This window comes from Acidovorax sp. ACV01, assembly GCF_014851495.1.
Lineage (GTDB): Bacteria > Pseudomonadota > Gammaproteobacteria > Burkholderiales > Burkholderiaceae_C > Acidovorax > Acidovorax radicis.
In genome coordinates this window covers 20,036-38,447 of record NZ_JACUZT010000015.1, presented here as the reverse complement: position 1 = coordinate 38,447, position 18,412 = coordinate 20,036, and the positions used below count along the sequence as shown (strand labels likewise).

At 61.1% G+C, this 18,412-nt stretch carries 18 protein-coding genes; all 18 read right to left on the bottom strand.

What is annotated here, in order from left to right; translation table 11 throughout:
- Position 1: 1 nt before the first annotated feature.
- Positions 2–754, bottom strand: coding sequence for a TetR/AcrR family transcriptional regulator (locus IB243_RS26585; protein ID WP_010462538.1), 753 nt, complete (start codon positions 752–754; stop codon positions 2–4).
- Positions 755–999: 245 nt separating this feature from the next.
- Positions 1,000–1,662, bottom strand: a complete 663-nt coding sequence (gene slmA, locus IB243_RS26580) for a nucleoid occlusion factor SlmA (protein WP_010462540.1) — start codon at positions 1,660–1,662, stop codon at positions 1,000–1,002.
- A gap of 177 nt (positions 1,663–1,839) precedes the next feature.
- Positions 1,840–3,291 carry a sensor histidine kinase gene (locus tag IB243_RS26575; protein WP_010462542.1) on the bottom strand — a complete coding sequence of 484 codons (1,452 nt, stop codon included), beginning with the start codon at positions 3,289–3,291 and terminating at the stop codon, positions 1,840–1,842.
- Between the two features lie 88 nt (positions 3,292–3,379).
- A complete protein-coding gene (locus tag IB243_RS26570) occupies positions 3,380–4,072 on the bottom strand; it encodes a response regulator transcription factor (protein WP_192430064.1) in 693 nt (230 codons plus the stop codon).
- A 158-nt stretch (positions 4,073–4,230) separates the two neighbouring features.
- A complete protein-coding gene (gene argB, locus IB243_RS26565) occupies positions 4,231–5,121 on the bottom strand; it encodes an acetylglutamate kinase (protein ID WP_010462547.1) in 891 nt (296 codons plus the stop codon).
- 84 nt (positions 5,122–5,205) lie between these two features.
- Positions 5,206–6,309, bottom strand: coding sequence for a glycosyltransferase family 4 protein (locus IB243_RS26560; RefSeq protein ID WP_192430063.1), 1,104 nt, complete (start codon positions 6,307–6,309; stop codon positions 5,206–5,208).
- A 220-nt stretch (positions 6,310–6,529) separates the two neighbouring features.
- The gene (locus tag IB243_RS26555; RefSeq protein WP_370540399.1) at positions 6,530–7,153 is read right to left on the bottom strand and encodes a lytic transglycosylase domain-containing protein; all 624 of its coding nucleotides are present in this window, start codon (positions 7,151–7,153) and stop codon (positions 6,530–6,532) included.
- Between the two features lie 77 nt (positions 7,154–7,230).
- On the bottom strand, positions 7,231–7,866 hold the full coding sequence (locus tag IB243_RS26550) for a DapH/DapD/GlmU-related protein (RefSeq protein ID WP_225585403.1): 636 nt from the start codon (positions 7,864–7,866) through the stop codon (positions 7,231–7,233).
- Between the two features lie 9 nt (positions 7,867–7,875).
- Positions 7,876–8,913 carry a class I SAM-dependent methyltransferase gene (locus tag IB243_RS26545; protein WP_192430060.1) on the bottom strand — a complete coding sequence of 346 codons (1,038 nt, stop codon included), beginning with the start codon at positions 8,911–8,913 and terminating at the stop codon, positions 7,876–7,878.
- Positions 8,910–9,812: a lysophospholipid acyltransferase family protein gene (locus IB243_RS26540; RefSeq protein ID WP_192430059.1), complete on the bottom strand. Its 903-nt coding sequence runs from the start codon at positions 9,810–9,812 to the stop codon at positions 8,910–8,912. Before IB243_RS26540 ends, IB243_RS26545 begins: the two co-directional genes overlap by 4 nt.
- Entirely contained in the window at positions 9,809–11,032 is a 1,224-nt protein-coding gene (locus IB243_RS26535) for an ABC transporter ATP-binding protein (protein WP_010462557.1), read from the bottom strand. The genes IB243_RS26540 and IB243_RS26535 overlap by 4 nt, the downstream gene beginning before the upstream one ends.
- Positions 11,033–11,036: 4 nt before the next feature.
- Positions 11,037–11,774 (bottom strand): ABC transporter permease, encoded by a 738-nt coding sequence (locus tag IB243_RS26530; RefSeq protein ID WP_192430075.1) that lies wholly within the window; start codon positions 11,772–11,774, stop codon positions 11,037–11,039.
- 83 nt (positions 11,775–11,857) lie between these two features.
- Positions 11,858–12,778: an NAD-dependent epimerase/dehydratase family protein gene (locus tag IB243_RS26525; protein ID WP_192430058.1), complete on the bottom strand. Its 921-nt coding sequence runs from the start codon at positions 12,776–12,778 to the stop codon at positions 11,858–11,860.
- Positions 12,778–14,001, bottom strand: coding sequence for a glycosyltransferase family 4 protein (locus IB243_RS26520; RefSeq protein WP_192430057.1), 1,224 nt, complete (start codon positions 13,999–14,001; stop codon positions 12,778–12,780). The genes IB243_RS26525 and IB243_RS26520 overlap by 1 nt, the downstream gene beginning before the upstream one ends.
- Before the next feature lie 2 nt (positions 14,002–14,003).
- A complete protein-coding gene (locus IB243_RS26515; protein ID WP_192430056.1) occupies positions 14,004–14,981 on the bottom strand; it encodes a glycosyltransferase family 2 protein in 978 nt (325 codons plus the stop codon).
- 162 nt (positions 14,982–15,143) lie between these two features.
- The gene (locus IB243_RS26510; protein WP_225585401.1) at positions 15,144–16,046 is read right to left on the bottom strand and encodes a peptidyl-prolyl cis-trans isomerase; all 903 of its coding nucleotides are present in this window, start codon (positions 16,044–16,046) and stop codon (positions 15,144–15,146) included.
- 28 nt (positions 16,047–16,074) lie between these two features.
- Positions 16,075–17,184 carry a VCBS repeat-containing protein gene (locus IB243_RS26505; RefSeq protein WP_225585400.1) on the bottom strand — a complete coding sequence of 370 codons (1,110 nt, stop codon included), beginning with the start codon at positions 17,182–17,184 and terminating at the stop codon, positions 16,075–16,077.
- Positions 17,185–17,316: 132 nt separating this feature from the next.
- Positions 17,317–18,264 (bottom strand): hypothetical protein, encoded by a 948-nt coding sequence (locus IB243_RS26500; RefSeq protein ID WP_192430054.1) that lies wholly within the window; start codon positions 18,262–18,264, stop codon positions 17,317–17,319.
- Positions 18,265–18,412: the final 148 nt, after the last annotated feature.

Sequence of the window (18,412 nt, the reverse complement as noted above, 5' to 3'; positions counted from 1 at the left end):
TTTACTCCTTGGAGGTGGTGGTTTGGTTGGAAACTTTGCGGCGCTTGGCGGCAGCAGGCGGTGCTGCAGACGCGGCGGCGGCCGGGGTCGTGGCCTGGGCACTGCTGTAGCGCGCCAGGATGTTGTGGAAGCCCTGCACGGCCCGGCCCATGGAGCCAGGGGTCTGCAGGAACCGCGCTTCGTAGTGCAGCGCAAGGATGAGGCCGTGGATCTCAAAGAGCATCTGCTCGGCATTGGTGTCCGCGCGCAGCTCGCCCAAGCCCTTGCACTGCTCGATGGCGCGGCGCATGGCGGCATGCCAGGTCAGCACCGAGCTGGCCAGCGCGTCGCGCACGGGGCCGGTGCGGTCGTCAAATTCGACCGCGCCACTGATATAGATGCAGCCCGAATCGATTTCGATGGAGGTGCGCTTCATCCAGTTGTCGAACATGGCGCTGAGCCGGGCCAGGCCACGCGGCGCGGACATGGCGGGGTAGAACACTTCCTGCTCGAAACGCGTGTGGTATTCGCGGACCACGGAGATCTGCAGCTCTTCGCGCGAGCCAAAATGGGCGAACACGCCCGACTTGCTCATGCCCGTGACATCGGCCAGCGCCCCGATGGACAGGCCCTCCAGCCCGATGTGCGTGGCCAACCCGAGGGCCGCCTCGACAATGGCCGCCTTGGTTTGCTGGCCTTTTTGCAGGGCACGGCCGGTTCCGCTGCGAGCGCGCGGGATGCGAGTGACCTGGCTGGATGAAGAGGTGGCGGACATGCGGGCAAATAAAAACGAACGTTCGTTCTATTTTGCAGCAAATTACCCCTCTGACCAAAACCCCCGAAAAAAATAGGGAGGCCCACCCAAATCGCCCGTTGCAGGAACGCAACCGCGTCTCTGCGTCCCCGGACCTGCACGTTGCAGCCAATGGGTGAAGGCCGCAAAGCAACCTCAGCGCAACGGAGCGCTTTCGAGCCCGGCGCAGGGCGCAGCAACAACGCCAGAAGCGTTTTGGAGCGCCCTTAAAGCATCAGCGCCAAGCTGGCATCCAGGTGCTCGGTCGGCAGCCGCTTGAAGCCCGAGCGGGCGTAACGCTGCAGTCGACCCTGGGCAAACGCCGTGAGCACGCTGGCCGCCACCTGGGCATCGACCGTGGGCGTTGCAGAGCCCGCTGCAGCCGGGCGCAGGCACTGGCGCAAGGTGGACTCGATGCGTTCAAAGAACTGGTTCATGCGCTGCTGAAGGCGCTCGTGCTCGAACACCAGCGCATCGCCCACCATCACGCGCACCATGCCCGGGTTGCGCTCGCCAAACTGCAACAGCAAGGCCACGATGCGCGCGGCCTGGCGTGCACCCACCTCGGCAGGCTGATCCGGATCGGGCACATCGCGGCCAGTGATTTGCTGGACCAGGGTGAACACGGTCTGCTCGATGAATTCGATCAGCCCCTCGAACATCTGCGCCTTGCTGGCGAAGTGGCGGTACAGAGCTGCCTCGCTGACCGACAGGCGCGCGGCCAAGGCGGCGGTGGTAATGCGCTCCGCCCCGGGCTGTTCCAGCATGGCGGCCAGTGCCTGCAGGATCTGCACCCGCCGCTCGCCCGGCTTGGGCCGCTTGCGCGCAGCGGGCGTTTCGCCCGCATCGTCGGTACTGGCTGGCTCGGGAAGGGGCGAAAGTTCGGACATGCAGGAACAGGGGCTCGGGTAGGGCCAGACGGCCAATGGCGCCCTGCACCTGGTTCACATGCCGGATGGGCATGCACAGGCCTGCGGCAGGGCGTAAATCATGTGTGGAAATGATTCTCGCACAGGCCCCGCACCCGGCCGTGCAGGCACAGGCCGGGATGGCGCCGCAGCCCCGCTTTACAGCGGAAACACCACAGTCACCAGCAGGCCGTGCCCCTGGGGACCGGCGCCCAGCGTGAGGGAGGCGCGGTGCACGCGCGCGATTTCGTCGGCAATGGCCAGCCCCAGCCCGGTACCCTCACCCACCGTGCCTGGCACCCGGTAAAACCGTTGCATGACACGGCCCCGTTCGGCATCGGGCACACCCGGTCCGTCGTCTTCCACCTCGATGAACACGCGTGGAGGCCCCGCGCGCCACTGGCGCATGCCGCAGCGTATGGTGACAATGCCACCCGCCGGGGTGTACTTGATGGCGTTGTCCACCAGGTTGGACAGCAATTCGCGCAGCAGCCAGCCATGTCCGGTGACATGTACAGGCTGGACTTCCAGGCCCAGGTCCAGTCCTTTGCCGGTGGCCGGGTCGAGAAAGGTCTCCAGCAAGGTTTCGCACAGGTCCTTGAGGTCTACGCGCTGGGGCGGCTGCGCGTCCAGGCTGCGCGCATCGGCGCGCGACAGTGCCAGCAGCTGGTGGGCGAGCTGTGAGGTGCGGCGCGTGGCATTGCGCAGCTTCTCAATCTGGTCGACTCCCAAAACAATAGCACCTTTCGCATGTCCATCATGCGCTAGCGGCACTTTTCCATCAAAACTTGGCAACGACACCCGGGGTGGCGCCGCCGCCTTGGCCATCATGGCCCAGGCTTCGACCTGCGCCTGCAGGCCCGCCAGCGGGGTGCGCAGCTGGTGCGCCGCGTCGGCCACAAAGCGGCGCTGCCCTTCCGCCTGCGCGTTGACCAGCGCAAACAGGCGATTGAGGGAATGCACGAGCGGGCGCACCTCGGCGGGCGACGAGGCTTCGTCGATGGGGCTCAGGTCACGCGGCGAACGGTGCTCTACCGCTTCGGCCAAATCCACCAGCGGTTTGAACGCCCGGCCCACCGCCCAGTGGATGGCCAGCGCGGCAGCGGCCACCAGCACCAGGTTGGGCAGCAGCACCCGCAGCAAGAGCTGTTGCGCCCACTGCTGGCGCGGGTCCGACCCGTCGGCCAGCGCCACCACCATTTCGCCGGCCCCGGTGCGGCCGCGCTGCACGGCCACCCGGTATGTCACGCCGCCAAACTCGACGCTGTGGAACTCCGGCGCTTGCGTGGTGGGCACGGCCCCGTGCACCCAGTCATCGCCCAGCAACAGACGGCCAGAGATATCGCGCACGCTGTATCCGGCAAAGCCGGTGTTCTGCCGCAGAAACTCTTCCACCGGTGGTGCCAGCAGCAACAGGGGCGGCTCGTTGTCACGGATCGACGGGGCCAGCACCGAATCGGCCAGCGCGGGCAATAGCCGCAGCAGGCGCTGGTCATGCCGCCCGGCGGCCTCGTCGGCGGAGCGGTAGTCCAGCCACACACCCACAAGGGCCAGCGCGCACAAGGGCAGCACCAGCAAAAGCAGCAGCCGGTTGCGCAGATCGGAGGTCATGGCGCGCAGGCGAGGCCGTTGCGAGGGGGTGGTCCGATCCGGCGCCGTCATCATCTTCACCGAAGGGTTTCAGCCTGACCGATTCCGCTCAGGCAGTCTGGAGTTCAAGCCGATAGCCGAACCCGCGAATCGACCGGAGCGCCACGCCGTGGGGCTCCAGCTTGCCGCGCAGGCGGGACACATACACCTCCACCGCGTTGGGCGTGATCTCCTTGTCCCAGCCCGTCAGGGCCTGCAGGAGCTTGTCCTTGCTGGCTGGCTTGGGGGCATTGATGAGCAGGTACTCCAGCACAGTCCATTCACGGGGGCCGAGTTCGATGACCTGCTCCCCATCCCCGGTGCGGATGCTTGCACGGCGGCCGGCCGTGTCCAGCTCCAGCGGGCCAAAGCTCAGGACCGCCGTGGTGGCGGCCTGCGAGCGGCGCAGCAGGGCGCGCAGCCTTGCCAGCAGTTCAGGCAACTCAAAGGGCTTGACCATGTAGTCATCGGCCCCCAGGTCCAGTCCCTGCACGCGGTCGTGCAACGCGTCGCGCGCAGTGAGGATCAGCACCGGCAGGGCCGGGGTTGCCATGTCGGGGCGGCGCAGGCGACGGGTGAGCTCCAGCCCATCCATGGCCGGCAAGCCGATGTCGATGATGGCAGCGTCAAACGACTCGGTACGCAGCACCTCTTCGGCACGCTCACCGCTTCCGACCCAATCCACGGCATACCCCGCATCGGTGAGCCCCAGCTTGATGCCACTGGCCACCATGACGTCGTCTTCGACCAGCAACAGCCGCATGTCAGTGGCCTCCTGCGTTGCGTGAGGCCCACAGCCAACGACACTGGCGCGGCAAAGACCAGTGCCACCGTGGAACTGGCTCTGCCAGGCCACTGGTGGCGTCCCCCTCCCGAGAAACGAGAGAGGGGGAAGACGCGACGCGGCTCAGGGGGTGCATTTCAATGACTGCGGATCATGGTGCCGTAGGCCTGGTCCGTCAGGATTTCGAGCAGCATGGCGTGCGGCACACGGCCATCGATGATGTGCACCGCCTGCACACCCGCCCGGGCGGCATCCAGCGCACCGGCAATCTTGGGCAACATGCCGCCGGAGATGGTGCCATCGGCAAACAGCGCGTCGATCTCGCGGGCGGTCAGGTCGGTAAGCAGATTACCCGCCTTGTCCAGCACGCCGGGCGTGTTGGTCAACAACATCAGTTTTTCAGCCTGCAGCACCGTGGCCAGCTTGCTGGCCACTACGTCGGCGTTGATGTTGTAGCTCTCGTTGTTCTCGCCAAAACCGATGGGGCTGATGACGGGAATGAAGGCGTCGTCCTGCAGCGCCTTGACCACGCTGGGGTCGATGGACACGATATCCCCCACCTGCCCCACATCGTGCTCAATGGATGGGTTTTTGTTGTCCACCATCTTGAGCTTTTGCGCGCGGATCATGCCGCCGTCGCGCCCCGTCAGGCCCACGGCCTTGCCCCCGGCCTGGTTGATCAGACCCACGATGTCCTGCTGCACCTCGCCGGCCAGCACCCACTCAACCACTTCCATGGTTTCGGCATCTGTGACGCGCATGCCCTGGATGAACTCGCCCTTCTTGCCCAGCCGGTTCAGGGCCGTCTCGATCTGCGGGCCGCCGCCATGTACGACCACGGGGTTCATGCCCACAAGCTTGAGCAGCACCACGTCTTCGGCAAAGTCGGCCTGCAGCGCCGGGTCGGTCATGGCGTTGCCGCCATACTTGATGACCATGGTCTTGCCATGGAATTTGCGGATATAGGGCAGCGCCTGGGCCAGGATTTCAGCCTTGTCGCGTGGGGCAATCGAAAGAAGGTCGGTCATGGAGGCGGGCCATCCAGAGAAAACGGTAAGGCGCAAATTGTGCCGCATTCGCGCGGCGCGCTGGGTTTGCCAGCGTACCCACCGTCAGTGGCGCAACCAGTTGGGCACCTTGAAACGCACAATGGCCAGATAAGCCATCACATAGCTGATGACAAACAGGCCGCAAAATGCCATCAGCAGCGGGGTATTGCTCCAGAACAGCACCGCCGGGACCACAGTCAGCAGGGTAAAGCCCCAGAGGTAGGGGGAGGTGCGGTTGTTGCGCATCAGTACCCTGCGCGATTCGTCGTCATGGAAGACGCCTCGCACGATACGGCGGTAGATCAACTGATGAAAGTGCAATGCATCGGCCACGCCAGGAGACACCCCCCGCACGGTCTTGCGGTAGATCGAGAAGATCGTTTCCCACACGGGGTAGATCAGCAAAAGCATCGGGAACCACGGCGACACATCGGCGTTGCGCTGCACCAGGGAAATGCTGGCCAAGGCAATCACGCCACCCCACACGTAGGCACCGCCATCCCCCGCGAACAACATGCCGCGCGGGTAGTTCCAGACCAGAAAACCGCCCGTCGCCGCTGCTGTGGACACCAACAGGGCAGCCAGTGCACGGTCTCCCACTTGCAGGGCCACGTGGGCCAGAGCCAGGCAGACGATGAGGGCCACCATGCCGGCCAAGCCGTTGTAGCCATCGATGATGTTGAATGCATGGGGAAGCCCCGCAACCGCCAGAACAACCACCGCAACGCCCAGCCACGGTGCAGCGGCCAGCAGGGCGTCCAGCCAAGGCCACCCCATGCGCGGCAAAGTCAGATCCAGCAGGATCACCGCCAGGGCGCCGGATGCGCCGGTCAGACTTAACCGGTATCGCACAGACAGGCGCTGGGTCATGTCCTCCGCGATACCCCCCAAAGCAGCCGGCAGCAAGGCCACCAGCCAGCCCCCCACCCAAGCCCCGAGCTTGAGCGAGCCGGGGTCCCCCCAATGAGTGGATTGCAGAACACCGAGACCCCAGCTGCACCCAATGCCCAGCAGCAACGCGGCACCGCCCAGACGGGGAACATCCCCCAGATGAAAGCGCTGGGGCATGCCATTGCCATAGATGGAAGCATGGCTGTGCATCCACCGCACGATGAACCCTGCCGCCAACGCTGCCACGATGAATGCCACCACAGATAACCAGATCATGAGCGGCCGATGGTACCCGCACTCGGACAAGGCGCCTGTAAGAAAGCGCTAGCCGGCCGCCCCTCTGCTGGATGCTTGGGCACGTTGGTGTGGAATATTGCCATCTGGTGCGGAGAACCCTGCAGAAAGAAGCCACAAAGATCTGCGACCGAGATCAGCCCAACCCTCGGCAGCTCCCAGCAGGCCATGGCAAGGTTCACGTGGTCAAAAACCTGGCGCGCTACCGAAGCATGCCACGGTAAAAACGCATCACCTTTTCCACATACTGCTGTGTTTCGGGATACGGTGGGATTCGCCGACCATGCTTGATCACAGCACCTTCACCAGCGTTGTAAGCAGCCAGCGCCAGCTCCTTGTCGCCATCGAACATGCGCAGCAGATCGGCGAGGTAGCGGGTGCCAATCTGGGCATTCACCTTAGGCTCCATCGCAGCATGCTCTCCTTCCGAGGATGGGCGCGCAGCAACCCCATAGCGTTCTGCCGTTGCTGGCATGACCTGCATCAGCCCCAGTGCACCTTTGCGCGAAACAGCCTTCACATTGAAAGCCGACTCTGCAGCGGCAACGGCAATCACAAACGCAGGGTCCAGCGACTGCGCCACGGCCGCTGCTTCCAGGTGCTGCTTGACGTCGTCGTAGCCCGAAAACTGCAGTGCAGAAGGACCACGATCCTTGCCCTTCATCGCCGAAGCAGGTGGCACACGGTTGAGCCAGATCACGCCCCGCGATGCAGCGGAAGGGGGCACATTGCCGATGTGGGTCACGCCGTCCCCATCCACAAACTCCCACACTTGGTCGGCCCAAGAGGACGGCAGCAGTCCCAACAGCAAGAAAATCGAAAGCACGGCGCTGCGTAGGCTTGGCGCTTCACGAAACAGGCGCTCAGCCCCTTCAACCACCTGGCAAAACACACTTTTTGTTGTCATTTGATCTCGCGTTCTTGGCGAAAGAAACGTTTCAGTTCAGCACCGGCCCGTTGAAACCAGGGGGTGGGAGTCTCCGCTACGGGCCATGTATCCCCCTTCCTTGAACGGATCAGCCGAGCGGGCATGCCTGCTGCCACCATCCCCGCAGGCACGTTCTGCCGCACCAGCGCCCCCGCTGCCACCACGGCACCCCGGCCAATGGTGACACCCTCCAGGACAATGGCACCCGCACCTATCCAGGCGCCATCTTCTACAACGATTTTTGCCCGGGTGATACGGTTGCGCGCAATGACAGAATCACCTTCATCGATGGCGTGGCCTGCAGACAGCAGCTTGGCATGGGGACCAATCAGGACATCGTCGCCAATCTCCAGACCACCCTCACCAGACAGGTACCCACCCACGTTGACGATGGTGCGGGCGCCGATGTGGATACCCACGCAGGGGTCTGCCACCACATCCCCCAGCACCAGCCGTGTCTGGGCATAGATGCTGACGCCATCGGCCAGGCACAACACATCGGCACGTTGCCCAAACCGCATAACGGAAACGGACGGGTCGATCCGGCAAGCGACACCCATTCTGTCCACACCCGCGTGTGACGTCGTGAAATCGGGAATTCCCAGCAGCATGTCCGTCGCTCAATAGCTGCGATGCGAACCCATGAGCCTGCGCCAACGGCTGCGCCAAGCACGGTCAGTCAGCTCCGCCGTCCTGGCCTGCAACTCTATTCGCGTCTTTGCTAGCTCCGACTCCACAACAGCCTTTTCGGATCGCAGCGAGCCCACATCTGTTCGCAATTCATTAATCTCTTCCTGGAGTCTTGCAATGTCTTGCTGGAGTTTAGAAATGATGTCCTTGGCTTCCGCAAAGGCCTTTTGATGCTCCAGTAACGAAGCTCGTTCGCGTTGGTGCAGCACCGTGAGTGCCTGCAACTCACCGCGCAAGCTGTCCGCCATGCCCCGAGCCTCTTTCAGTTCCCACGTTGGGGTAGCCACAGAAGGCGTGACCACCACCATCCACTGGTAGACGTCAAAGTCCTGCCACCCAGCCAGCAACGCCTGACGCTGGTCGCCCGACAGGGCGCTCCAGTACCCGGCGAATTCGCTGCACTCAACGGGTACCCTGTTGGCCTCCCATACCCGGGGAGCCCATCCGCAGTCCAGCAACACCTTTTCGATGCTGCGTTTGGTAAAAAACCGGACATGGGTCCTGTCCAGTTGACCCTTGTCAGAATAGTCAAAGATGCCACTACGCATTGAAGCCAGCACCCCAGCATAGGCGATGTTGGGAACGGAAATCAGCAGACAGCCCATGGGGGCGACAAACTCATTCAACCGCTGCAACACGTCTTCGGGTTTTCTGAGGTGCTCCAGCACATCACAAGCCATCACCGTATCAAACTGCCGACCCTTGACCGCATCCAGCCAGTCCGTCCCATCCAGGTTTCCGGAGATGATCTCCACATCCAATGTCTTGAGCACTTCCAGTGCCTCGGGGTCGTTTTCCACCACCGTGACCCGATGGCCTCGCGCCAGCAAAACCCGGGTCATGGCGCCAGGCCCCGGCCCAAGCTCCAGCACCGAGCCTCCGCTAGACGGTACGCGGCGCAGCAAGCGGGCAGCCCATTCCTCGCCGTCCGGGTCGAATGCGTAGTCGTATCGCTCAATATTGGTCATGGATTTCCCTCCGCCTTTGGCCCCGGTTCCGGTTGCCACATCTGATCCCACAGCCCCCACTGCCACCAAGCCCAGGGTCTGGCCAGCACATCCTGTTCAAGCCGCTGAATGACTTTATCCATCGCCTCCCTGGGATCTTCCGGCAATGGTTCCACGACGACCTCCAGGCGGTCAGGGCGCCGCGAATAAGTCACAGCATGCAGCAGCGGCACGCCCGTGGATTGCGCCAAGCGCTCAATACCAGTGGGCAGGTTCAGTCGCCCGCCCAGAAAAGGACTACCGCGCAGACGGCCAAACTCGGGCCGCCATGCATCCGCCAGAATGACCCACCCTTGCCCCGCCCGCAGGCTTTCATGCACCGAGCGCAGCCCTTCACTGGTGGTATGCCATTTTCCACCGGTCACCTCGGTATAGCCCTGAATTTTCCGCAGCAAGAACCGGCGCTGCGCCACCGCAAGCTCCGGGTTGTCCAAGACCGGCATGGTCAGGACATTGGTGACAATCCCCTCTCTTGCCAAGGCAACCGGAGCAGTCAAGAGCCGGTCATAGTGATTCAGAACCAGGATAAAGCCCTTGCCTTGGCGGACTAGTTCCTTGGCAAATTCCGCGCCCTGCAGGCCAATGGCCGGTCCCCCGGGACGGCCCAGGCGGCTGAACGCCATGGCATCCACCATCTCCTGCGCCAACATCGCCAGATGGGCACGCGCCCATTGCACATGCTGCTCTGCCGTCGCTTGGGGGAACACCCGCGCGAACAGATTTTCAAGCCAGAGCAGCAGGTGCTCGCGCTCGGTCGCCGACTCGCCACGCCCCACCCGCCCGGCCAGCCTCCAAGGCAAGGTTGTAGGCAGTCGGGCAATGCAGGGGAAAAGCAGGTCCAGGGACCAGGCACGGGTCATTCCGCCAGCACCCACTCGTGCTCCAACCAAGCGACACCAAACTCGCGGTGCTTCTGATTCAGGACGGTAAAGGGCTGGATCAGCTCGGCCATGTCCAGCACCTGGATGCCCGAATCATCCAGGACATACACACTCCACAGGTATTCGCCCGATAGCAGTGGCAATCGTGGAAATCTGGCACGAATACGGTGGCTGCCGATGCCCTGCAGCGGCGTGCCATCAGCACGGAACTGCGTGCTGGTGCCAAACACGTTGTCCTTGTCGGGGCGAACGATCGCAAACAGTACATGAAACGGCGCATCCCCATAGGACTCGATTTCAATCTCCACCGACAGATCCTGGAACGAATCCACCTGTGCCGGATTGATGCCGTCCCCGGTCTCGATCGTCAGTCCCGCGATTTTTACCAGAGGGGCGCCCGATGATGCGACGGCTGTGGGCTGTGCAGCGGCGTCCTTCTTTTCAGCCTCATGGGCCTCAACCCGCAGATGGGCATACCTGCGCCGCTCATGGGATTCGTAGGCAGTCACCACATCCTCGGTCGCACCAATCGCCTGCACGTGGCCGCCATGAATCCAGGCGGCCCGCTGGCATAGGCTTCTCACTTGGTACAGGTTGTGGGAGCAGAAAAGCACCGTCGCGCCCCGCTCGCGCAGCTCCAGAATGCGGTTTAGGCTTTTCTTCTGAAAGTGCAGGTCACCCACCGACAGGGCCTCGTCCACGATCAGTACATCCGGATCAATAGCGGTCGCGGCGGCAAAAGCCAAGCGCATGAACATACCCGAGGAGTAGGTCTTCACCGGCCGTTCAAGCGTTTCCCTGGTCAGCTCCGAGAATGCCGTAGCTCGGACAATGAAGTCCTCCATCGCCAAACCCTCCAGGCCATGCAGCGCGGCCATGAAGCGGATGTTGTCGTAGCCCGACTCCTCGGGATGAAAGCCCGCGCCCAGCTCCAGCAACGCGGCAACGCGACCTTCTTGTGACACCTGCCCACGGGTGGGGCGGATAGTGCCTGCGGCAATCTTCAACAAGGTGCTTTTGCCAGCACCGTTCTCGCCGATGAGGCCAAACGTTTCACCCGCCTGTACTTCAAAATCCACACCCGTCAAAGCTACGTGAACGCGGTGGCGCTGCTTGCGTGTCACCCACTCCCACAGCCGGTCCTGCGGACGGCTGTAAACCATGTAGGTCTTTTCAATGCCCTCAAAGCGTATCGTCATGGCTTTACAAGGCCTCGCCCAATGCAGACTTCATCGAGCGAAAGAACCACCATCCGCCGCCACCGAGCAAGACCACCCACACAACCAGAGCGAGGGGTGTTCCCGATGGCACCGGCATGTGCAATACAGTGCTCTGCACCATAAGCACCAAGCACGCCACCGGATTGAAGAGAAACCAATTGTGGAACTTCTCTGGCACCTGGGACAACGGGTAGACAACAGGCGTCAGGTAGAACCAAAGCTGCAGCGCAAAGGCCACCATGGAACCCACATCCCGCCACAGGAAATGGGCCATGCTCAGCAACAGCGTGAGGCCAAAGGTCAGGGCAATCTGGGCCAGCACCAGCACCGGCAGCCAAGCCAGCGACGCATACGGCCCCACGCCCTGCGAAACGGACAGAATGAGCAACAACCCATACCCAATGCCCAGGACCAATAGACTGCCCCCCACCGACACGGCGGGCAGAATCTCCGCAGGCATGGGCTGTTTGCGCAAAAAGTCCTCATATGCGGCCAAAGACCCCACGCCTCGCCCGATTGCATCTGTAAAGGGCAACCACACGGCCAGCCCTGCCAAAAGGTGCAGCAGATAGCCGTTGCTGACATCCAGCCCAGGCACACGCACCGCCAAGACCAGACCGAAAAGAACGTAAAAAATTGCCAACGTGGCGAGAGGCTGGACAAAAGCCCAAGCAAAACCCAACACCGAACCGGCGTAGCGGGTCTTGAACTCGCGCACCATCCAATATCGCCAAAGCACCCACAACTGGCGCGGGTTGCGTGGCGCTGCCGATGACACGGCTGTGGAGTGGGAAGCTGGGCGCGTCATGCTACCGTCCGTAGCCATTCGACCGACTTGGCCACCCCATCCTCGAAAGCCATCGTTGGTTTCCAGAGCAGTTCTTTCTGGGCACGCTGAATATCCAGCACGTTGACCGGTGGATCAAAGGGACGTGCCGAGAACACGCGCCGCTCTACGGTACGCCCCAGTAATTGCTCCAGGGTACGGACAATGTCATTCACACTGTGCCCGGCGCCACCGCCAATGTTAAAAATACGGGTCTCGCCCTCATGGCGCGCTGCGGCTGCAAATGCATGCCCCACATCAGCGGCATAGACGAAATCTCGTACCACGGACCCGTCCCCCCAAACATCCAGCGGCTGTGAATGGAGTGCACGGTGTGCAAACACAGCAATCACACCCTGGACACCATGGGGCTGTTGCCACTCGCCGTAAGGATTGCTCAAACGCAGAATCCTGCATGGCAGACCATGCTGAGCCTCCTCTATGCGCAAGTGGTGCTCAATCGCCAATTTGGTTGCCCCGTAGGCGCCCATCGGCATCGTAGGGTGAGACTCGCACAAAGGCACAGATTGCGGCCGTCCGTACACAGCCCCGCCGGATGACGCGAACAGCAGCTTGGGCCGCGCAGCCTTTTTGCGCAGTGCTTGCAGTAGGCGCAACGTACCTACCAAATTGGTCTGCACGTCCTGGATGGGATCCTCACTGGCCGTGGCCGGCACGGTGGAAGATGCCAGATGAACAATCACATCCGCACCACCCACCACATCCCACCAAGACGAGAGGTCAAAGCAGTCGGCCTGTACTTCACCAGCTAGCCAAGGCGCACTACCCGCGGCCGGCAATGAACGGTCTACCGACCACACCTCAGCGCCTTCCGACGCCATGGCACGTCCAATATGGCGGCCTAGAAACCCAGCACCTCCCAGAATCGCGCAACGCATCAAAAAGTCTCCCGCGGATCCTGGGCGCGCGCGTGCAGCAGGGCCGCCTCAAAGTCCTTTGCGACCATTTCCCACGTCTGCGCCCGCGCGAACTTCTCGGCACGTTCGCTCAGTGCGTGGCGCCGTTCGTCATCCCGCAGCAGGTCACAAACAGCATCCGAGAGCCCCTCAGGGGAAGACTCTGCCAAAACGGCCACCTCCTCATTGAGCAGCCACTCCACATTGGGGCCTCGGTTGGAAACCACGGCGCAACCGGAGGCCATCAGCTCCAGGGGCAACAGGGATGCGTTCGTGAGCGATAGAACCAGCGCCACGTCACACTGGCTGTAAAGATCCGGCAGGTCATCCAGCGCCACCGTGCCACAGCCCAGGTGCGGAAACGGAATGTGATAGCCGGCAGTGTCCCAGCCTGCCAGCACAAACTGCACCTCAGGCATGCGCTCCCACACCGCGTTCAGCACCAGGAGGCCTATTTCAAACGCCCTGCGGGGCGTGGGGGGGCGCGCGTAGAAAAATACCCGGCGAATCTCCGGTTCCCTGCGCGGCAGGCGTCGATAGCGCTCGAGCTCCACGCCAAAACCTACAGAGTGAGTGGCCATGCCATAGTCGTTCGCCAGCTTGCTGGCCAGCCAGCCACCCGCCGTGATACCGAAAAATCCGAAGTGGTAAGTGTTCTGTGCCAGCACCGACTCGGACCCCACGGGATAGAAATGTGGCTCGTAATCCTGCACAAAATACAGCTTGTGCATGGCGCCCGTGAAGGCACGTACTGCATATGCCGTGTCCCAGCCAGTGGCAAGAGCAAACTCGCACGGCGGCAGATCGTCCAGACCCAACAGAATCTGCGCCTGCAGCGGGAAAAAATTTTTTCGGATGGACTCTCGAGCCTCCTGCGCATCGTGGTGCATGACGGGCTTGCCAATCACGATGCTTGAGGCGTAGCCCATCTGCTCCAGATGCCAGATGGTGCGAAAGATGTTCAGATGTCCACCGGACCCGACGTTGAAATCAGGAATGAACCACAGCAGAGTTCCCCGCTTGGCCTCACCGGGCTGGGCAGGCAGAACATAGGGGAGGGCAAAGTCGTAGTGTCGAAAGACATCCACATACCGCCCTGGCCCTTGGCGGAGGCGACGTACCACCGCGCGAAGAGCGGCAAAGACGCCTTCTTTGCGCGCCATTTCTTTCACACGCCATATCTTTTTTGACAGATTCAGCGCCATGGTCACACGGCTCCTGCGCGCTGCAATTGCTCATCGCGCGACACAGAGCGCAATAGCCATGTGGGCAGACGGTCGTGCCGCGTACCCAGATATTGGCCTGCAACCCGGGCCATTTCAATAAAACCCATGTAGACGGCATTCTTGAAGAGGCGCCAGCCGCGCAAACCACCGTTGCGCAACCAGCCGAGGTCTCGCTTCGCCAAGTACACACCAGACCTCAAGGCCTGCAAGAGACTGTCCTGGATGCGGTAGCCAAAATAGAGATTAAACGAACGCGCTTCGTCGAAATTGCGCTGCAGCGTTTCCCAGACACCAAAATCATGTGAGTGATAGACCACCGCGTCTGGCACAAAGGCCTTCGCGTGCCCAGCCTCAATGGCGCGCAGCGCCCATGTCTGGTCCTCGGCAAACGCGACCTCGGGCAACGGCAGTTGCTCCCACACGGAGCGGCGGATACAGGAGTTGTTGCTGGAAAAAAAATGCAGCCATTGGCGATAGCCAGGGTCGTTGGCAAATCGGGCGCGGTCTTCGAGACGGACCACTGAAAGCTTGTCCCCGAAACCTGCAAAATGTTGGTTCAGTTCGCAATGGGTGACGTGCCGAGCCTGGGGATGCGCCCGATGAGGGCCAAAAGCCCCCGCCACACTCGGATCAATATCGCAGCCTTGCACCATGTTGGCAAGCCATTGCGGGCTGGCCGGCCGCGCGTCTTGCGTGATGAACACAAGAAACTGTCCCTTTGCCATGGAAGCCATCAAATTGCGGGTACGCCCATGGCCAAACTCTGAGGCTGGAATGCTTTCCACATGGATGCCACGCCCCCTCGCACATTCCACAGAGCCATCAGATGAACCGGAATCCACTACGATGACCTCAAACGGCCATGGTGTTTGCTGGGCCAGCACGGCATCCAGCACTTCGCCCAGCAAAGGCCCCCCATTTTTGACGGGGATCAACACAGAGGCGCGTATTTGAGTCATTGTCTAAGTGCTGCAAGGATCTTGGTCGGAATACGGCGCCATATGCCCCGCGCCCAACAGCGACTCAGATGGCAAGCCTAGCAATCCGCAAAGCCGTCGATTGTACCGTGCACCGTTTTGGAGACAGCAACCCCAAGAGTGCCAGGGAATGCCAAGTGCAGATTATTTTGCTGCAGACTGTTTCGAGAACAACGCACGTATCGCAGCGTTGTCCAGCTCCACACCGTATTTCTTGAAAAGATCCTCTCGAACCTTTTTGCTGGCCTCCTGACGACAGTAGGTGACTGCTCGGGCAGGCACCGACACTGCGACATCCCCCCAGGCCAATTGACGCCCGTCACGCTTTTCATTGACCTTGAAGAGATAGGCAAAGTCGCCTTCACGGATAGGCCCCACCATTTCCCCTTGGCTGGCGGTTGCCAGCACGCGCAAGACACTGGAATCCTCTTCGAAGAGAGTAACCCAGCCCAGATCACCCTGGGGATCAAGCTTGTATACAGATTCCGCCTGCTTTACCAAGTCATCAAACGATTTCGTTCCGGAGGCCACAGCCTGGGCTTGCTTCATAAGCCAAGCCGCCGCGGGCTCGCCTTCGAGTGTTTCGGCAGCGGGAAGAATCACGCGGCTCAATCGCGCCATGGGGGGCACTTTGAAGGCTTGGGGGTGTTCCTTGAAAAACTGCCGGGAAGCCGCCTCATCAGCCGGCGGCTTGCATTGTGGCGCTAGCTTGGTATAGATGGCCTGGGCATACACATCATCGAAGCGCTGTCCGTCCTTTCCCTCCTGGCGGGGCTCCCCCATTTGCGCGCCCTCCAGGGCCAGCACGCGAACCATGGCCATTTCACGCAAGGTTGTTTGCACCCCCCATACGTTGCGGCTGGAGGAACGCAGATCGACTCGACGGTCCAGATACACCGAGAGGTCCTCCTGGGTAATGGTCTCACCATTGGAGAACCGGACCAAGGCTTCCGATGCCCTAGCGGCTGATGCGGCCGATAAAGCAACTGTCAAAGCCACTGCGGCAAAGGCGGAAGGCCAATTCATACGAAGCGAAAAATGACTCATAGCTATTTTTGAAAACCCATCTTCAATTTCACAGGCGCTCGGCTGCGTTGCCCCAAAGCGGACCATAGATGACGTCCACCACGGCATCCACCGAGTTGAGCACCACCAGATCGCGCTCACCATCACCATCCAGATCAATCAACTGTAAACCCGTTGAAAACCCGCTGGTCTTCAGCCAACGCGTTTCAAGCACCTTGGCTTCAGAGTCAAGACGCTGTAAGTACAGTTTGCCATCCTCACCCCAAACCACAAGATCGTCGGACAATGGCGCAACCGCGACGCTGCCAGTCAGAGGGGATTGGATCCACTGGAGTTCCCCACTTTGCATATTGATGCGGGCGTTGCGCGCCCCTGTCTCTAGCGCGACGTAAAGCCATTGGCCCGACGGCGAAGGCCGAGCTTGGCGAGCGACACCCCCAAACGTCGCAAGAACCCGTGGGGGCGCCAGCAGATCCGAGTCTGAAACAACCACTACCTTGCGGTCGTCAAGACACGCCACAGCAAACCCGCCCCCTTGCACCCCAGGAATCTTGCTCACGCGTACCGGATGCCATGGGGCCTCGCACCATCGCACTTTTTTCGAGGTAGCTGCCTGGCGATTGTCCTCGTGCCAATCGATCCAAGCCACCTCCTTGCCACTGTACGGCGTAGCCAGAAACTTGTACTGCCCTTGTGAGGCACTGGCCAAGATGACATCGCGTGGTGCAAAGCCTACCTGTGCCTGATGGATGCGCACCAAGCGCTCCCCCTCTACGCGGAAGATATCAAGGCTGCCCGTGTTTTCCACAGCCGCAGCCACCAGAGCGTCTGACAACCATATTGCAGAGTCAGGATGGTAGGCCACAGGTTGGCGATCAAGCAACCGTGACGTTCTGCCATCAATCCGGTGCAAAGCCACTTTCCCCTCTTCATGCTCAATGAGCACGAGGCGGCATCCCTCCGTTACAGCGCAGCGTGCTTCCCCACCCCAAACCATGTGCGCCCCAATGGTGATACGGGCAGCATTCCCCTGGGGCATTGGCGCCGCGGCGAGCGCAGCCCGTCCAGCAACAGAGACTGGCTGCATCTGACAACCCACAGTCACAACGGCAACAACCACGCCCAACCAGTGAAAGCGAAAAGGACGAGACAATTTCATGAAAACTCCACAAGCAAAAAAAATGGCGCCAAATTGGCGCCATTTTTTTTGGCAACACCCACAAGTGGATATTGCCAAGTTTTGTTTTTCTTTTTACATACGGCACCAAAGCACCGCATGCATGAAGAAAAATTAATTGTGCGAACCGAGAACCGATTGCACAGCACCGAAAGCAGGTGCGCTGATCAGGCTGTACGTGAACACAGAACCGCCCAAGGAGAACAGCGATGCACCAGCGTCGCCTGGGTAGTCAGACGGCTGAGCAGCCACTGGAGCCCACTCGATGAAACCATCGGTGAAGTTCGCAGGACGGCCAGGGATGGTTTCTGGGTTGAAGAACGACAGCTCGGCTTCTGCCAGAGCGAAGTTCACCGACTTACGGTTTTGGGCCGCATCGTACATGTTGACCGTGTGGGTACCACGATGGTCACCAGTCGACCACACCACGATGCGGGTTTCCAGACCAGCATTCAGAGCTGCGTCAACTGCATAACGCATGCTGAAAGCAGGCGTAGCCGAAGGACCAGCCGTCACTGCACGAGCACCAGCCACGGACAGCAGGTTCAGTGGGCCCAGAGTCGTCAGATCGGAACCAGTAGCGAAGGTCAGGGGACCGTCAATCACTGGCGTGAAGGACACGTCTTGAGCCGTGGTATTCACTTGGAAAGCGTTAGCGCCGATACCGCCGGTGAAAGGACCACCAACAGCGTTAGCAACGTTACATGCGCCAGCAGCCGTGGTGGATGCAGTGTTAGCACCCACAGCGAACACCAGGTAACCACGGGTGCCAGCCAAGCCGGTACCGGATTGTTGCGACCAGATGAAGGGCTCGTAGTCCTTATTGGTCAGAGGGAAGCAACCGTCGGTCACGTGGTTGGAGTTCGCATCAAAGAACGTCCAGAACACAGGCACAACGTTGCCGGTTTGGTTGATGATACCCACAGCAGTGGTATCGGTGTCGCCATTGTGGATCACGTTAGGAACCACGAAACCATTGCTGAACGTACCCACGGTGTACGCCTGCGCCACACCAGCACTCAGCGCAGCGGCTGCAACGGCTGCCATTGCAAATTTTTTCATCTTCTCAGTCCTTAGATAATTGAAGGAAGCTTTCCCACCCTGTGCGGGATCTGCAACCCATCCGTACTCCGTTTGGGTTGATGCAATCTTATACTGATACCTTTGATTTTTTCAACCTATTTCCACCAGAAACCCACTGCACGCGCGT

What these genes read in the sequence shown, in the direction of transcription:
- IB243_RS26585 (WP_010462538.1), bottom strand. Translation starts at nt 754, where the DNA reads ATGTCCGCCACCTCTTCATCCAGCCAGGTCACTCGCATCCCGCGCGCT.
- slmA (WP_010462540.1), bottom strand. Translation starts at nt 1,662, where the DNA reads ATGTCCGAACTTTCGCCCCTTCCCGAGCCAGCCAGTACCGACGATGCG.
- IB243_RS26575 (WP_010462542.1), bottom strand. Translation starts at nt 3,291, where the DNA reads ATGACCTCCGATCTGCGCAACCGGCTGCTGCTTTTGCTGGTGCTGCCC.
- IB243_RS26570 (WP_192430064.1), bottom strand. Translation starts at nt 4,072, where the DNA reads ATGCGGCTGTTGCTGGTCGAAGACGACGTCATGGTGGCCAGTGGCATC.
- argB (WP_010462547.1), bottom strand. Translation starts at nt 5,121, where the DNA reads ATGACCGACCTTCTTTCGATTGCCCCACGCGACAAGGCTGAAATCCTG.
- IB243_RS26560 (WP_192430063.1), bottom strand. Translation starts at nt 6,309, where the DNA reads ATGATCTGGTTATCTGTGGTGGCATTCATCGTGGCAGCGTTGGCGGCA.
- IB243_RS26550 (WP_225585403.1), bottom strand. Translation starts at nt 7,866, where the DNA reads ATGCTGCTGGGAATTCCCGATTTCACGACGTCACACGCGGGTGTGGAC.
- IB243_RS26545 (WP_192430060.1), bottom strand. Translation starts at nt 8,913, where the DNA reads ATGACCAATATTGAGCGATACGACTACGCATTCGACCCGGACGGCGAG.
- IB243_RS26540 (WP_192430059.1), bottom strand. Translation starts at nt 9,812, where the DNA reads ATGACCCGTGCCTGGTCCCTGGACCTGCTTTTCCCCTGCATTGCCCGA.
- IB243_RS26535 (WP_010462557.1), bottom strand. Translation starts at nt 11,032, where the DNA reads ATGACGATACGCTTTGAGGGCATTGAAAAGACCTACATGGTTTACAGC.
- IB243_RS26530 (WP_192430075.1), bottom strand. Translation starts at nt 11,774, where the DNA reads ATGGTGCGCGAGTTCAAGACCCGCTACGCCGGTTCGGTGTTGGGTTTT.
- IB243_RS26525 (WP_192430058.1), bottom strand. Translation starts at nt 12,778, where the DNA reads ATGCGTTGCGCGATTCTGGGAGGTGCTGGGTTTCTAGGCCGCCATATT.
- IB243_RS26520 (WP_192430057.1), bottom strand. Translation starts at nt 14,001, where the DNA reads ATGGCGCTGAATCTGTCAAAAAAGATATGGCGTGTGAAAGAAATGGCG.
- IB243_RS26515 (WP_192430056.1), bottom strand. Translation starts at nt 14,981, where the DNA reads ATGACTCAAATACGCGCCTCTGTGTTGATCCCCGTCAAAAATGGGGGG.
- IB243_RS26510 (WP_225585401.1), bottom strand. Translation starts at nt 16,046, where the DNA reads ATGAGTCATTTTTCGCTTCGTATGAATTGGCCTTCCGCCTTTGCCGCA.
- IB243_RS26505 (WP_225585400.1), bottom strand. Translation starts at nt 17,184, where the DNA reads ATGAAATTGTCTCGTCCTTTTCGCTTTCACTGGTTGGGCGTGGTTGTT.
- IB243_RS26500 (WP_192430054.1), bottom strand. Translation starts at nt 18,264, where the DNA reads ATGAAAAAATTTGCAATGGCAGCCGTTGCAGCCGCTGCGCTGAGTGCT.